Consider the following 15220-nt stretch of genomic DNA (forward strand, 5'->3'; position numbering starts at 1 on the left):
TCCGAGGCTGATTAAGCGCTTACCTGACCTGCTGGAGCCCGACGGCGTTGTCCTGCTATGCCTCAATGCCCCAGAACTGGGACCAAAATTCCTGCAGGAGCAAATGAGCGAACTGGCGCCAGAGATGGATTTCGTGGAGAGACTGGCGAATCCAAGCACCTTTCCCGACGTGTCCGACGAGCGGTCGCTGAAGGTGTTGGTGTACCGGGCGCCGCCGGCTTCAGCATGAAGACGGCAACGCAGCGATTGATTGCCAACAGATTCCTCTGAGACCTGTCGAGGCCGCGGTTCGCTTGGCCGTCGAAAGGCTCACGGCACGAGAAGGAACTCTTGGCTTGAGCTGTTGAACAATCCTTCATGCACATGCCCTGAAGGCACTGCTCCTTGATGAGCCTACTTGTATTTTTTTAGCTGCTATAGGTAGACGGCGAATTCCGTATCAGACCTGTTGGCATCAGCGTCTGGCATCGTCTCTTGGCGTTCTATGCGCTCGACGTACTCCGACGGCAGCGCGAATTCCATGGCTCCGGCCAGGACGTGCTGGACGTACCAAGGATAGGGGAGCAGCCCCTCGCGCTTTTGCACCGCGAAGTACGTTCTGGCGCGCTGCGGCCCTCCTGAGGTCATTACCTCTGCCTCTGCGCGTCTGTACCCCGGATTGGACCCAAGAGCCCCCTCGGCGAGGTCAAGCGCTGCGGCATCGGTCTCAGCGATGCTGAACAGCGCCCCGTAGACCTGGTCGTGCGGGTCACCGGTGTGCCTACAGTCGGCCTTACTTGAGCCGTCCTTGCTAACTTTTTCGAACACCAAGCGATACCCGGCAAGCGACGCCGAGCAGATGACAAGTGCAGAAGGCGCCCGATTGGCCGCGCGCAGGCACCGGCTGCTCATGTTGGAGCCATAGGCGAAGTAAAGGAAACGGTCGGCCGTCATGAGGAGATGTGCGATTGCTGGCGTTGAGCAGAGCGAAGAGGAGGACAGTCTACAAGGTGGCTCGAGGCGATGAAAGTCTCGGGACCAAGTCGGGTTTAGGTTGGTAAATGGCTAAAAGTCTTCCCCTAAACGGCTGACCATGAAACACCAAAATCAACCCAGCCCCGCCGCCGCCCCCGCACAAATCCGCGTGACCGTGGAGACGCTTGACGACAACGGCCGCGTTCAACGGAAAGCGTCGCTCATTAACGATTTCCCAGCGTGGGCGCAGGAACATGCTATCGAGCGTTGCTTGCAAGCAACGTCGGTGACCGCCGGAAATCTCCTCATCGGTACGCTGCCCATCATCGCCACGACCACGCCCGCGGGATGTATTGAAAATGACCCGTTGGACTACAGCGCAGTGACTCACGCACGCCTGACGCCGATGGACAAGGTGCAGCGCATCCTCATGAGCCCGTTAGCCCCAGATTTCACCTTGCGTGCAAATGAAGTTGGAGTCACGTCGCTCAATTTTGATGACAGCTCGCCTGAGGAATACCGTCACTTGATTGACGAGCTCTTCAACACGTATAAATGGCTGGTCTGTGCATCTGAGGCGACTCGCCTCGAGGCGAGCAATCGAGCGAACAAACCTCGGCGCAAATAGCAAGCCTACTCCGGGACGCAGAAGGAGCAGCTCGCGCCGGGGGTGCGCGTCACAGAAGGGAGCACCTTCAAGGCTTGTGGCGTGAATAAGCGCTGTGGCGCGGGAGCCTTGCCACCAGCGGCAGTTGCCTGTCCGCTTTCTCCTGGCCAGAACCGCTGCTTTTCCCCGTAACGGCAGACCCGCTTTGAGCTCTTGCTAGCGAGCCAAGTGTTCTCCCCGTGAACGGAAAATTTTCTCATCAAATCGGCTTCGGCTAAACACAAAGTCTAATTTCGGCTGAAATCTGTTTTCGTCTCTTTACGGCATCGATGGAGTTTTTCGGAGGGCCTTTTCGGCGCTAGCGAGTTAAGATAAGAAACTATCAAAATAGGATTCAAGCATGGCAAGTGAGATGGACATTACCAAACTAAGTTACGCCGAGCTGCAAAAGCTGATTCAAGAGGCTGAAGCGGCACGCGACGCCAAGCGCGGTGAAGAACTGAAGGTGATTGTTGATGCGTGTGCGAAAAAGCTTCAGGCTGCGGGTTTCAGTATCAAAGAAGGTCTCGCTGAGCTAGCGAATTACGACACGTCCACGCGAAAGCGGGCTTTGCGCGGCAGCGTGGTAAAGGTTGAGAAGGCTTATCAGGACGGCGTTGTCTACCGCGGGCCTAGCGGCGAAGAATGGACCGGGGGAACCAAAGGCCGGCAGCCAGCTTGGCTGCGCGAGCTTACGGCAGGCTTTGAGGGAGATGCCTTGGCCAACAAGTTTGCAGGTCTGGCAGTCAGGTAACTAATAAGAAAAAGCACTCGTCGGAATCGTGGGTTGTTGCGAGCACCGACCACTCTCCTGCGAGCAATAAGCACACCAAGCGCTCGTCGACGCGACCGCCTTACTGCTTTCGCGAACATTCTTGCATTCGGCCAGACCTAGCCGACTTCGGTTATTCGCAAAGCTCTGGACATCACAGTCGCATGATTGCGAGAATGCGCGCTTCCCTTCGGCGAAAAAAAGAAAGATGTTCGGCAAGCCTGTGCCTAAAGTCTACGTCGAAGCCTCAGCGCTATTCCGGGAGATTTCAGAGGAAATCTCTAAAGAGAAGTACCGTGAGTTTCCATTTATTGCCCGGTTCAACTGTTCACCGAGACAACCTGGTCCCTCCTATTTCAAGCCCGCCAGCTGCAGAAAGTCGTTGGCCAAGATGACGAGCACCAGCAGCGTTGGCGGTGGTGCTGCCCAGCATTCAGTCGCCGTGGGTCAAGCTCTTTTCGCTCAGAAAATACGTCCCACAACACACCGACTGCAGAGCCTCTGGGTGCTCCTTGCCTGCTGCACGTTGTCGGCGTGTAGTGCCATTTCGACGACACCTCCGGAGCTTTCGCCGGTCACTGTTGCCACCGCTCCGCCAGCAGTCAACCTGCGGCCTACAGACCTCCAGGGCTGGGCCGCAAAAGTCGCCGCGGCGGTTCGTTCAAATGTCGTCTTTCCTGACGCCGACATGGTGGTAGGCAACCCCGGCGCGCAGTTCGACGTCCGCACGGGCGCAGACGGCAAGATATACAGCGTCGTTCTCCTGCATGGCAGCGGTTTGCCCGATTGGGACCAAGCAGCACTGCGAGCACTTTTGAGGACGGAGCGCCTCCCTCCCGACAACGATTACATGCCGCCTCGAGTCGTCATCACGCTTCGCCCGAAGCGATGACCATCGCCATGCGTGCTGCTGTCCGGCGGAATCCGGCCAGATGCAGCCATTCACTCGCATGGTTGAAGAGCAGACGTCCTCAGCAACTTTGAGGACGCCTACTGCAGTGAGCCATACTCCAACTGCATCCTTTGATGGAAATTGAACTTCAGGGGCGTACAAACGACTTGCTTGTCCGCTTTGTGCATCCGTTGACTGGGACAACCTCCTAAGCACACGGGCAGAAACTTGCAGGAGCGGCAGCCGTTGTCCTCGGCGAAGTCGTAGTCAGTCCAAGCCTCTTCACGCTCGGGCACTTCAGTCCCTGCCTTCAAATCTGCATGGGCCTTAGCCGCTACGTTGATGTCCAGATAGCACTTGGTGACGGCACCTGTGGGTCCTACAACCTCTGTGCCCTCCAGCATGGCAAGGCACAGTCCGTACGATGCCTTCAGCGGGTCCCCGGTGGAGATGCCATATCGCTTGGCCTGGGCCACAAGCTCCGTCTGTGCAGGGGCGAAGTCCTGTGCGCTCAAAAACTTACGCCGGTCGACCAGGTACTGCGCTAGCTTGCCTTCGGCTTGGTAATTGAACAGCGGCGAGAAGTACAAGCGAGTGATGGCTTCCGGGATGTTCTCTCCCAGGTGGTCAACCAGCTCACGCACGCTTTTCAGATTGTAGGGAGCGACATGAACGCGTACGTTCACGGTCAGGTGCCGGCTGGCTTCAGAGATGTTCTGAACGAGGCGGTCGAAAGTCGCTTCGTGTCCATTGAGGAAGCGAACCTTGTCGTGGAAATTGCGCATCCCCTCGAAAGTCACCTGCGCCTCTGTGACATGAACGGCGGCAAGGCGCTGGGCCATATCGGCTGTCAGCAGGTGGCCATTGGTGATGACCTCGGCCGAGTAATCCTTGCCCGTCGCCGAGGCGAGTTGGTGCAAGCGCCCGGAAAGCTGTTCAATCTGCTCAATCTCCAACAGTGGTTCTCCGCCAAACCATTGCACGTGCAGCAGCTCGTACTCTGGGAGGCTTGCCGCGACACTCTCTAGCAGTCTGGCCTGCACCGAATCGCACATTGCATTTCCGGTACGGCTTTCGAAGCAGTAGTGGCACGACATGTTGCACCGCATGGTCGGCGCGATGACAAGATTCTTCACGCCACGGCTGGCACGTTCCTCGATGTGCATGCGCGCTATGTACTCCAGCTCGTCGAATGCGTCGGGCAGCAAAAATAAATTCTGAGCAAGAGTCGAGATGAACTCGCGGTCGCTCGTGTTTAGACGAGACAACTCCGTAGAGCCACTCAGACTTTCGAGCACTGCCAACCGATGATGGCTTGCCTGAATGACCGCGCGACTCAGGAGATTTGTGAGCAGGAACTGCCCGCCACCTATGTCGGTGACGAGGTTATATACGGATTGCCGCACGGAGAATGTGGGTCAGGCGATTGCCATATTGCCGGAACAACACTTGACGACGACCCGCCCCTTCTCCAAAGCGTTCACGGTAGCGATGGCACTTAGCAGGTCGTCAATGGTGAGACTGTCGGAAGTCGCCACCATGCCTTTAGGCAGCTTGACAGTCAACTCAGTCTCGCTGACGCGCTTGACGCTCCATTTCCCCAGCGCGACCTTTTTACCAGCGGTACTCGACTTCTCCGCCGATGCACCTTGTTTCTTAGCTGTCGTTGCCATCGTGGAACTTTCCTAGCTAGTGGTACTTGATGCTGCGGTAAAACAAGGGCTACAGTCAAGTGATTTTTTGCGGCAAGGAGAGCCACATGGTCAAGAAATTAGGCGCTGCGCTCAGCGCTACCGTACTCATTGCACTTGCCTTGGCGTCATCGAGGACATTGGCGCAAGCCGAGCTTCCCTCGGAATGCGTAAACGTCAAAGCCGCTGACAAGACTCAACTCGAGGAAGAACGGTTCTTCTTGAGCGGCGAGGTCACAAAGGCGTTCTCTGAACCTGACGCTGACCCGCAATCGCCGCAATCGCCGCAACTGCGGCAGCGCCAAGAGCGGCTTCTCGAGGTCATCTTCAAGCTTGATTGCATCAGGCCTGACGTCCAACTCGACCCTCTTCACGATACCCGGTCTGCTACGACAGCCCGCAACGTTTTAGTGCCGGTCTTCTACGCGACCAATCGCTCTAAGGACTCGTCTGCGCCGAACCGCCTCGTCTTCGGCGGCGACGATGCGAAGGATGTGACTTGGGGCAAGGCTGTCGTGAGCGTGCCGACGGACCGCGACCCGGGTGACCTCACACTTCCATCACTATGGAAGTTCGAACTGCAGCCAGACCTTTCGAAGCACTTTGTTCTCACATCGGTCACGTCTCTTGGCACAAAGGACAGTTTCTCTCAAGCGGTTCAGGCTGAACTAAAGAACGCCTCATCCAAGTCTCTCTTGCTTTTCGTTCACGGTTACCGCGTCACGTTTGATGAAGCAGCCATGCGGTCAGCTCAGTTGTCCCACGACCTGAAGTTCCGCGGCGTAACGATGCTCTACAGCTGGCCGTCTAAGGGAGACCTGAAGAGCTATTGGCACGACGAGGAGTCTGTTCAGCTCGCTGAGCAGTGGTACTCCTCTCTGCTCGATGTCATCAAACCTCTTCCCTTTGACTCCATATACGTTCTTGCCCACAGCATGGGCAATCGTCTTGTAGCCACCGTCCACAACGAACGGGCGGCGAAGGGCACCAATCCGAAGGCGTTGAAAGAAATCCTGTTGGCCGCACCGGACATCAATGCAGAACTCTTCGACCAGAAAATCGCCCCTGTGCTGGCTGGTAGCAACCAGCCTCGAACGACGATTTACGCATCAAGCGGCGACGTCGCTTTGATGGCGTCAAAAGCCGTTCATCGCTTTAAGCGGTTGGGGGACGTCTCGCCCCCTGTGTACCGGCGCACTCCTTTTGAGACCATCGACGCATCAAGCGCAGCGCCGATGCTCCGTTCCGCTGGTCACTCGTACGTTTTTGACAGCCCGAAGGTCATTACGGACATCACGCGCTTGCTCATCCAACGGCAGCCAGCGGACAAGCGCCCGACCTTGCAAAAGGTCGATGCTGAAGTCCCGCCTTACTGGACCCTCAAGTAGCTCACAGGAATCGTCGTGAGCGCTGCATTGGCTTCATGGAAAAGAATTGCCGCGGCGACGCTAATTGTTTTTGGAGTCGATTTTCTCCACCTGAGCAGCGCTTTGGCACAGCCGGTGCTAGCAACAGTTCTTTCCCAATCGCCGGCAGCAGTGGAGCTCGTCAAGGGGAACTACCAGGGAGCTTACCGGCTGGCAAGCGAGCATTTACAGGAAGCCCGAAGGGCGGGTCGAGTCGAAGTAGAAGTTCTCCTCGAAGCCGCTTTCGCGAGCTATGCCGCCGGCCAAAGTTTGCAGTCATCCGAACTGCTCGGAGAGGTTTTCGCGCCAGGAAGACAGCTGACAAACACCGTGCGCGCTAGAGCGCTGCACCTGCGCTCGCAGGTGGGACCGGACTCCAAGAAGACTGTAGAGAGAGAAAGCGACCTTGAGGAAGCTCTGAAACTGCATACCGCGGCCGGACCTTCTGAGTTTAATGAAGGGCTGAGGGCCCAGGTCTCACTGGCCATATTGCTCTGCGACCAAGCAGCCAACATGGCAGCACCGCTGGTCACAAGCCTACAACAGCAGCAGAACTCGAACACGAACTTCAGCGCGAGTGATAGTCGCTGGGTTGCTATCGGTTTGGCTCAATGCATGAACACGCAAGGCCGGCACGCGGCTGCGGAGAGAGTGCTTGCTCCCTTGTGGAGTCAACTGGAAACTTCAGTGGGAAAGATGCATCCCGACCGCCTTTATGCGGGCCATCAACTAGGGTTCGCCCTGCGCAGACAAGAAAAAATGCCCGAAGCCTCGGCTGTTCTGACTGAAGTGCTCGAGGGAAGACGCGCCGTGCTCGGTCATGAGCATCTACTTACCCTCATGACGACGACACTCTTGGTGCGCCAGCTGCGAGATGCCAAGAGATTTTCTGAAGCCCTCGAACTTGCCAAGGAATTGGACGCCACAGTTGCGAAACTGGAAGGCTCAGGGAGTGCTAGGCATCTGTCAATCTCTAACACTGTCGCCGAGGTACTGCTGGCCAAGGGCGACCCGGCCGTAGCCTTGACAGTCCAAGAACCAGCTTACCGTCGGCTCACGCAAATTGCGCCTGATGGTCAAGCGGCCGACGACGCGAGGTTTACCCTTGCCCAAATATTGGCACGCCTCGGTCGACACCGCGAAGCGGAAGAGCTGTTCGAGCAGGCCAACGCGCAAGACCAGAAAAAGTACCCTGCAGGGCATCCGCTGCGTTGGGCAGCCCTGAACAACGTCGCGGTCATGCGTGGAGAGCGTCGCGACTATTCGGGGCAGCTTGCCGTGCTCGAGCATCTGGATGCTCAGATGTCGCTGGAGCTCGCCCCCAGCAATTCCTCGCTCGTCAGCGTTCAAAACAACAAGGCCTTCACACTCCTCCGGTTGAAACGCGCCGACGAAGCTGCTGTCATCCTTGAGCGGCTGGTCATCAGCCTATCGACAACTCGCGCTGAGACGGATAGTCAGCTCCTACGAGCTCGTGCGCAACTCGCCTCTGCTTACGCAGATAGGGGGGAGCATGCAAAAGCTATCGCGCTGCACGAGAGCACCCGGGACTTGCGCGCGAAAACTCTGCCCCCCAACTCTCCCGAGCTCGCAAACAGCTGGCACAGCTTGGGTTTCGCTTTTGAGCAAGCTAACCGCAAGCAGGAGGCGCTAGCTGCGTTTGACACCGCGTTCCGGATGCGTAAGGGGCGAGTGGGCTTAGCGCATCCAGACACCATCCGGAGCGCTCGCGCCGTCGCCGGTCTGCTTGCAGAGATGGGGGAGCTTGAGAAATCAGAGGCGGTCTACAGGCAGGGGGTTGAAGGCACCGAGAGCCTTCGAGAGTACAGCTACCACGCAGATTGGCTCAGGCAAGCTGAGTTCGCCGACTCGGTCGGTCAGTACAAGAACTACGCCCGCGTACTGGCTAAGTTGGGGCGATGGCAAGAGGCGTTCGGAATAGTGGACTTGTCGAAAGCTCGGACTCTTCGAGAAATGACGTATCGCCAGGTGAATGTCATCTCGTCGAGCTTGACCCCAGTCGAGCTTGCAGAACTTTCCGGGCTGGAGCGAGATGTTGCCGAGCTGAGTTCGCAGCTGGCGCTCTCAGGCGCAATGACTCCCCAGCAGCAAGCCACGCAGGCCGTCGATTCGGGCAGTGCAACTGCGGCTGGCAAGCTCGGGCAAGAGCGCGACGAAAAGGTTCGTTCTCTAGCAATGCTGCGCTCAACGCTCGAAGCCAAGTACGACTGGCCGAAGGTAGAAAACGAGCTAAAAGCACAAACTCAGGATGCATCGAGGTTTCTTTCCCCTCAGAGCGCTTTCCTTAGCTTCTCAAAGCTTGGCAACAGCCTTCTGGTGACGATGCTGGAGCCCAATGGAGCGGTGTCTGGCGGGGTGACGGACGGGGCAGTTCCAGGGTTTACTTCCAGCTTGCAAGCGCTTCGAACGATTTGGTCCGTACCCTCCGGGCTTACCGGCGTTAACTCCGGAGCTGGACTCTTGCCGCCCATGGCGCTCTGGAGGCTGAAGGACGGAGGCTATGAGCTGCTTGACCTTTCTATGCCGGCGCCTGAAGGAGCCGAGGAGGAGTTGACGGCAGACCAGTTGGTGAAGTTCGTCTCCGACACAGTGCAGAGTCTGGTGCCACCAGCTACTTGGGGATACCGGCGCCTGGTGGTTAGTACGGATGACGAGCTGGCCACGGTTCCTTTTGAGGCGCTCACCCGGCAAGGCCAGCCACTCGTGGCAACGCACGACTTGGTCTACGCACAGTCCTGGTCCATGTTCAAGCTGCTTAAGCAGCGCGAGTCAATCTACGCAAAGTTACCGAGGCGTGACCTCCTCGTTTTTGGCAACCCGGTCTACGGGGTCAGTGACGCCAAGGGCCAAGCACAAACCCGGGGTCATGTGGGGGTTGCTGGCCACCCCGGCGCGTCCCGTGGCGCGGAAGGCCAAGGACTGGAGCACCTGCGCTGGGGCAACCTGCCCGGAGCCGCGAAAGAGGTCGAAGGTGTTGCCAAGTTGTTCGGGCTCGAGTCAGGGCGGAGCCTCATTGTCGGACCCGCAGCGAGCGAGAGTAGACTGAGAGAGCTCCAGAACGCAGGTGAGCTTGTTAGATACAAGATGGTCCTGTTCGCGGCGCACGGTTACTTGGATAGCGGCACGCCCGACAGGAGCAGCATCGTCCTGACGCAGTTCCCAAGGCCCCCACTGCCTTCTAGCCGAAACGACGGATACGTCACAGCGGCGGAGTGGCGAGCCATGTCGGTTCGCTCCGACCTGATATTTCTCTCTGCTTGTGACACTGGCCTCGGACAAATTGTTTCTGGCGAAGGCGTCATCGGATTGCCCCTGAGTATGTTTGCGGCGGGGAACCAGAACACCGTGCTGACACTGTGGCCGATTTATGACGACAGTTCTTCGGCGTTCGTCATTCGGTTCTTCGAGAAGGTGAAGAGTGGAGCAGCCTACTCGGAGGCGCTGGCTCGAACGAAGAGGGAGTTTGCGACGGGCGCTGTAGGAAGTGCCTGGACAGCGCCAGCCTACTGGGCGCCTTTCATACTTTATGGGCATTGAGGCGCGTCACACGCCGCTCAGGTTTTTAGGCGTCGACAGCGGCGCTGTCAACGCAGGTCCATCCCCGGCGTTGGAGAGCAGTCAGCTTAGCGGGTGGAAGAACTTGTTCCACCTGACCAGTGATGTGTCGTCGCCGTACTTGCTCCAACTGGGCCAGTCTTGCGTCGCTTGATTCAAGGGCGAGGAGTGAAGCTGGACGGTGTGACCGTAGAGTCAGCCGAAGCTGCCATCAGCTCAACACATTTCGAGAAGGCTGGCGCCGTACGCCTGTCGGTGGGCCGAAAGCGGCATGTCGTCATTGTTCTTGCTGGGGGCAAGTCTGGCGGCGAGCACGTTCGCAATCAGCAGTAACTAGAGTCGGGTCTCTAATAGCCGATGCCCAACTCAATCAGCCCCGAGAGAGCATCACGCCCCCGTTACTGCCAACTGTTCCAAGGTCTTCCCTGCCTGCAGCGCCTCTTTCAGCCAACGCGGCCGCCGACCAATGCCAGTCCAGCTGTTTCCAGCGTCATCGCGATACGTGGTAGCTACACGATTCCTCGCAGGGATGCCTTTCGACTTCCTCGGGGTCTCAATCTTCTCTGACGGCTCCATCGATGGCCTCGAGACATGGAGGTCCGCCACCAAGAACGCCACCGCGACATCGCGATGGTCTACACGGTAGGTAGCGATGTACCCGCTTGTTTCGCAGTCCGACGGTTCCAGAATCTCGCAACTAAGGTAGGTGAGACCGTGAGGAACCTCGTTTTCAAGCATCTCTCTGACATAGTCGAGAAGAGGTTTGACCGGCTTCGCATACGAGTAAATAACGTGGAAGTAGATGTCGCAGAGACCGTACTTCAAGAGCTTGTCGAAATGCTCCTTAATAGTGGTCCGGTCAAGTCCAGAGCAAACAAGCGCCTCATAAATGGAAAGTTCCTGACCGGAAACTCGGATAACGGCATCCCTTTCGCCGGGATTGCCGTTTTCAGTTGTTCCACCGCGCGACTGGTCCGCCACGTCCCACTTAATTGTCGCCAGCGAAGCTCCCAGCACCTCTCGCACCGCCGTATTGAGGTCGTCTTCAAATCTAGCTTCGTTCTCTGGATTCTTTCGGTCACGCAAAATTGGCGCCATGTGCTGAAGCGCGGCAACGGCCCGTGAAACCTGCCTTACGAGATAGCCTCTCAATCCGCGGCCGGGCGGTCCGAGTAGCTCACCGACCTGTGAAGGTTGAAGTTCGGTTAACAGCTGCAAAGCGGCTCGGATTGACGAAATCGGGTCGACGACTACCGATACCGAAGCAATACTGGAAGTAGCTTCACCAGCTTGCAGGTCATTCTTGAGTGCAAGAAGTTGTTCGTCACTACCAAACTCTTCGATGGCTACGTCTAACATCGCCATCGCCTCATCCCGAAGTCCCATTTCATACTTTGCGAGCACTGCGACGAGCTCGAGTTCTGGACTTCGCCCTTCTTGACGACACGCCGCCACGCTCCTCAACGCATCATCTGGCCTTTGTAAGGCAAGCAAGAGCAGCCCACGGTTAGCGAGCAGGCTGCTGGTAGAAAATTTCTGGTCCGCATCGACTGCGGCATTGATTTCGGTAAGCAGGCTCTCGCCTGTGGCCTTGTCCGCTCCAGTTAACGGATGAAGCGATGGCCCCAAGAGCTGTTGAAGCGCAACGGCAAAGACGTTTTCCTTGTAGGCAGAAGCTGCACCGGGACGCGCTGCGAGACGTTGCAGCACGATACGAGCGTCTGCCAGATTGCCGTTTGGGCGCAGCAGTTGGGAGGTAGCCTTGTAGAAATCTAGTTGGTCGTGTGCTTGGCGCATCGTGGGTGCATCCAATGCCGAAGGGACGACCGCGCCATCGAGCGCAATCCAGTTCCTCTCCTTCAAAAGCAGCTGGAGTCCAAGACCAAAAAGGCCCAGTCGGAACTGTGACGGCGCGCGGTCCAAGTTTTCCTCGGCTTCATCCAGGTGTTCGCGAGCGAGCCCGTATTCGCCGGCAACCAGCAAGGACGCGACGCGCTGCTGCAGCTCGGGCCAGGTCCACAACTCTGAAGCCTCTCCCGGCCTCAGCTCCCGCAACCTCGTTTGGATACTAGGCTTCGCGGCCGCAGGCAGATGCTGGCACACCTCGGCAAGGAGCACGGGGTCGTCGGAATGCGCAAGTGCCTGCAGTAGGATGCTCTGACGACTGGGGTCTAGTCGTCGCCACGCGGCTGTGAGGTCTTGTGCCGGTGAGCCTTCCTCACGTCCAAGATAAAGGCTGGGGCTGTACCTGTCCGTGAGGGCACCGACGCGCCCTTTCTCCGTATGCTCAATGACACTACGCGAAATCAGCCTCAGGAATGCGTCGCAGAGTTCGCTCGGTACGGCTCCATCAGGCCAACCGGCCACTGCGCGTGCGAGCAGCCGCACATGCGCCCTTAGGGTCTTAGCGATAGAAGAGCGCAGCGATGGTCTCTCATCGTCCGGCGCCTCTCGCAGCAGCTTTGCGCTATCGAATGGCACTAGCAGCTCGTTTAGGTCGGATGCAGCTTGTGCGAATGCAGTGGCGACGAGTTGCGCAGCCTGTTTCGCGGACAGGCTGGGCACGTCGGTCCAGTCCAGGTGCAGGTCGCGCGCGAACTTTGAATACAGCGCGATGATTGGAAGAGCATCGAGGCATGGGGTATTCGAAAGGCGACGAAGCCCCTCTAGCACTCCCGCAAAGCGCGCTCGGGGCACGTTGTTTTCATAGTTCGCTTGGTTTACGAGGTGTTGCAGTACGGCAGACTGAAGCTCCTCTGCCTCCTTGGCTACCATCTCGAGAAGCTGTCGCCCAATGGGCTTCCTTGGGTCTGCAACTGCCTTTCTGTTGCCAGCGGCACTGTCATAGCACCAAGTAACCAAAGATGCACATTCTTCGAGGTCGAGAGTGCCTTCATCCAAGTGATGAGCCAGAAGCGATAGTGCGTCTTGGACAGCAAACACTTTGGTCTGGGCTTCTCGGACCACATTACGGTCACTGAATTGCCCCGGCGAAGGCCGCCACTCGATGACCAATTTGGCGCCTAGGCACGCAGCGCGCTGGTGCATCAGCACATCTACCAAAAGTGCGGGCGCGGCATCGACTTTGAACAGGAAGAGCTGCAGCGCCATGGGATGGTCGGCTGCGAACGTTAGGACCGCTGCCGCTGCGGCCTTGACGCCTGGCCCGATGTCCGTCTTCTCGAGCTCAGAGCAAAGCAGGCCAAATGCAAAGCTGACCGTGCTAGCGTCAAGTCTTTCCATCATGAGATGTTCGACCTCAGGCCATTTCAGCCAATCTACCCGAGACACCAGTGTCCGCGGCGGCGCCTTCTTCGGAACTCTGGCATACCTCAGTTGGTCCTGCGGAATTGCAAACGTCTTATCGAGCACATCCGCGTAGCGCGGGGCATCGTTATCCCAGTCACTCCAAAGGACCTGGCGGTCCAAGACTCGATGAGCGGCCTCACGGCAGTAGCGCATCTCCGTTGGCGCCCAGGCCGTGTCCCATCTGCAGGCACCGCCGAGGACGTCGCACCACGCAGACCACTCCAAGAAGGCGCGGTCGACAGCTCCAGCCTCCACCTCCGGCACGGTCGGTGAACCACCGACCTCATTCACTTCAGGAGGCGCCCCCCCCATTTCATTGCCACTGTTGTCCTCTGAGCAAGGTTGCGGCTTTGGGCACAGTCGTTCCCACAGTCGCCCCGCAAGCCAGTCCGAGTCTTTAGTAGGAATGCGCCGGTCGAGCCGGTCCTCAACCGATATCTTGGCTGCAAGCGCTTGGGCGCTTGGAGGCGGCGTGGCGGTCCTCGCGACGAGCCGCGCTTTGCCAAGCCCAGTCAGAAAGGTCTTTGCACTTGGGCTCGGGTAGGTGATGTGCGAGAACGTACCTCGAGGCGTGCTCTGCATCCTCCAGCGGCCGCCATCGAAGAGTATCCAGCCCAAACTCACGAGGTCGTCGAACGTCGGACCGCCGTCTGCAATGCGCTGCGCCGATTCGTCCCAGTTCTTGGCAACGTCTTCTGCGCCGCCCGGATACTCTAATCTGTAGTGCTGACTGAACTCGAGAAGGCTCAGTTCATCGACCATCCCGTCATGCCCGAAAGTGGGACGCAAGTGCGGCGACCGATATAACCAACGCTCGAACATCTGCCTCAGTACGAGGCGAACCTGTGCCGGCGCCCACATGCCCTCGAGCGGACGCACCTCTTCGAATCCTGCCACGACTCCTCCTTTCTAGTATCCCTGCTGTGCATGCTACGCCACGACGCCACCGTATCTCGGCAAGTGACGGGGCTCACCGCCGTGTTGGTCAAGAGTTCAACCCCTTCGCGAAGCTTCTGGGATGCGCCGGACAGGCCATCCAACTGGATGACCCGCTCGTCTTGGTCGTCACCGCCTACCTAGTGAACGTCAGCACGTTCGAGCTAAGCTTGCCGAATTGCTGTGAGGGACTTTCGTCGTGTATGCGCCGGGTCAGTTGCTCGACGCGCTACGGCAATTCGGCAAGCCCTCGCCGCGCCGCAGAGGTCTAAGAAGAGCCGCACGACTGGGCCCATGCCGAATGGCCGGTTCGGATGACCGACCTCACGCCCCCGTTGCTGCCAATTGCTCCAGCGTCTTCCCTGCGGCCAACGCCTCCTTCAGCCAACGAGGCTTAGGGCCGAAACCGGACCACGTGTTTCCAGCCTCATCGCGATACGCCGTAGCAATGCGCTTTTTCGCAGGCACGCCTTTGGCCTTCTTGGGCGTCTTCTCTGCTTTCGGCGCCTTCCCTGCCTTCACCGGCGCGGTCCCGCTTGACGAGGCGAAGTCCTCGAGCGACCTGCCAGCAGCAAGCGCATCACGCAGCCAACGTGGACGCGGACCACGGCCGCCCCATGTGTTGCCAAGGCCGTCGGAGTACGCCGGAGCGCTTTTGCCGCCCGTCTTCAGCGTCTTGGCAGTCGACTTCTGCGACTTACCGCCGTATCCGAGTTGCTCTGCTGTCAGGCCGTAGTGCGCGACTGCTTCCCTGATGCGAGCAACGACGCCATCGACTTCTTGAGCTCGAAGTTCGTCTGCCTGGCGCTGAAGCGCTTCGATTTGCTTCTGGATTTGAGCGTAACTTTTTTGTGCCATTGCAATACCTTCTTTGTGGGAGTGTAGGTCGTGACTTTAATACTGTTCGACGGAGTCTCGTTGTCAGAATCTGATGCTGCCGCGCAGCAACCATTGGTCCAAATCGAGCGCGTGAAGACCCTCGTATGACGAACTGGACACGCTGTTACAGTGACGCTATCAGCAGGCATTCGTCCTATA

General features: G+C 58.2%; 10 protein-coding genes and 1 pseudogene. 6 read left to right on the plus strand and 5 right to left on the minus strand.

Annotated elements, in window-relative coordinates; translation table 11 throughout:
- Nucleotides 1–4: 4 nt before the first annotated feature.
- A pseudogene (locus BM004_RS35205) lies at nt 5–229 on the plus strand (class I SAM-dependent methyltransferase); the annotation flags it as partial.
- A 185-nt stretch (nt 230–414) separates the two neighbouring features.
- Here the strand turns inward: BM004_RS35205 and BM004_RS35210 are convergent.
- Nucleotides 415–933 carry a gamma-glutamylcyclotransferase family protein gene (locus tag BM004_RS35210; RefSeq protein WP_093220650.1) on the minus strand — a complete coding sequence of 173 codons (519 nt, stop codon included), beginning with the start codon at nt 931–933 and terminating at the stop codon, nt 415–417.
- Between the two features lie 139 nt (nt 934–1072).
- On the opposite strand from BM004_RS35210, the gene BM004_RS35215 reads away from it, so the two are divergent.
- The 3 genes from BM004_RS35215 (at nt 1073) to BM004_RS35225 (ending at nt 3264) form a co-directional block, all read left to right on the plus strand.
- Nucleotides 1073–1582 (plus strand): hypothetical protein, encoded by a 510-nt coding sequence (locus BM004_RS35215; RefSeq protein ID WP_143072607.1) that lies wholly within the window; start codon nt 1073–1075, stop codon nt 1580–1582.
- A gap of 391 nt (nt 1583–1973) precedes the next feature.
- Nucleotides 1974–2354, plus strand: a complete 381-nt coding sequence (locus BM004_RS35220; RefSeq protein ID WP_177206711.1) for an H-NS family nucleoid-associated regulatory protein — start codon at nt 1974–1976, stop codon at nt 2352–2354.
- Nucleotides 2355–2580: 226 nt separating this feature from the next.
- Nucleotides 2581–3264, plus strand: a complete 684-nt coding sequence (locus BM004_RS35225; RefSeq protein ID WP_093220657.1) for an energy transducer TonB — start codon at nt 2581–2583, stop codon at nt 3262–3264.
- Between the two features lie 98 nt (nt 3265–3362).
- Here the strand turns inward: BM004_RS35225 and BM004_RS35230 are convergent, their stop codons facing one another.
- Together BM004_RS35230 and BM004_RS35235 are read right to left on the minus strand one after the other, a co-directional pair.
- Nucleotides 3363–4670: a radical SAM/SPASM domain-containing protein gene (locus BM004_RS35230; protein WP_093334576.1), complete on the minus strand. Its 1308-nt coding sequence runs from the start codon at nt 4668–4670 to the stop codon at nt 3363–3365.
- A gap of 12 nt (nt 4671–4682) precedes the next feature.
- Nucleotides 4683–4937: a hypothetical protein gene (locus BM004_RS35235; protein ID WP_093220662.1), complete on the minus strand. Its 255-nt coding sequence runs from the start codon at nt 4935–4937 to the stop codon at nt 4683–4685.
- Between the two features lie 86 nt (nt 4938–5023).
- Here BM004_RS35235 and BM004_RS35240 point away from each other — a divergent pair, with 86 nt between their 5' ends.
- Together BM004_RS35240 and BM004_RS35245 are read left to right on the plus strand one after the other, a co-directional pair.
- The gene (locus BM004_RS35240; RefSeq protein WP_093220665.1) at nt 5024–6343 is read left to right on the plus strand and encodes an alpha/beta hydrolase; all 1320 of its coding nucleotides are present in this window, start codon (nt 5024–5026) and stop codon (nt 6341–6343) included.
- A 15-nt stretch (nt 6344–6358) separates the two neighbouring features.
- Nucleotides 6359–9919 carry a CHAT domain-containing tetratricopeptide repeat protein gene (locus BM004_RS35245; protein WP_143072608.1) on the plus strand — a complete coding sequence of 1187 codons (3561 nt, stop codon included), beginning with the start codon at nt 6359–6361 and terminating at the stop codon, nt 9917–9919.
- A 405-nt stretch (nt 9920–10324) separates the two neighbouring features.
- Here the strand turns inward: BM004_RS35245 and BM004_RS42190 are convergent, their stop codons facing one another.
- Both BM004_RS42190 and BM004_RS42195 read right to left on the minus strand, forming a co-directional pair.
- Complete coding sequence (locus BM004_RS42190; RefSeq protein ID WP_143072609.1) at nt 10325–14143, minus strand: H-NS family nucleoid-associated regulatory protein; 3819 nt, start codon at nt 14141–14143, stop codon at nt 10325–10327.
- Nucleotides 14144–14506: 363 nt separating this feature from the next.
- On the minus strand, nt 14507–15040 hold the full coding sequence (locus BM004_RS42195) for an H-NS family nucleoid-associated regulatory protein (RefSeq protein ID WP_143072610.1): 534 nt from the start codon (nt 15038–15040) through the stop codon (nt 14507–14509).
- Nucleotides 15041–15220 lie beyond the last annotated feature (180 nt).

Source organism: Variovorax sp. OK212, from assembly GCF_900112425.1.
Classification (GTDB): Bacteria; Pseudomonadota; Gammaproteobacteria; order Burkholderiales; family Burkholderiaceae_C; genus Variovorax.

Coding starts and splice junctions, on each gene's coding strand:
- BM004_RS35210 (WP_093220650.1), bottom strand. CDS start 933: ATGACGGCCGACCGTTTCCTTTACTTCGCCTATGGCTCCAACATGAGC.
- BM004_RS35215 (WP_143072607.1), top strand. CDS start 1,073: ATGAAACACCAAAATCAACCCAGCCCCGCCGCCGCCCCCGCACAAATC.
- BM004_RS35220 (WP_177206711.1), top strand. CDS start 1,974: ATGGACATTACCAAACTAAGTTACGCCGAGCTGCAAAAGCTGATTCAA.
- BM004_RS35225 (WP_093220657.1), top strand. CDS start 2,581: ATGTTCGGCAAGCCTGTGCCTAAAGTCTACGTCGAAGCCTCAGCGCTA.
- BM004_RS35235 (WP_093220662.1), bottom strand. CDS start 4,937: ATGGCAACGACAGCTAAGAAACAAGGTGCATCGGCGGAGAAGTCGAGT.
- BM004_RS35240 (WP_093220665.1), top strand. CDS start 5,024: ATGGTCAAGAAATTAGGCGCTGCGCTCAGCGCTACCGTACTCATTGCA.
- BM004_RS42195 (WP_143072610.1), bottom strand. CDS start 15,040: ATGGCACAAAAAAGTTACGCTCAAATCCAGAAGCAAATCGAAGCGCTT.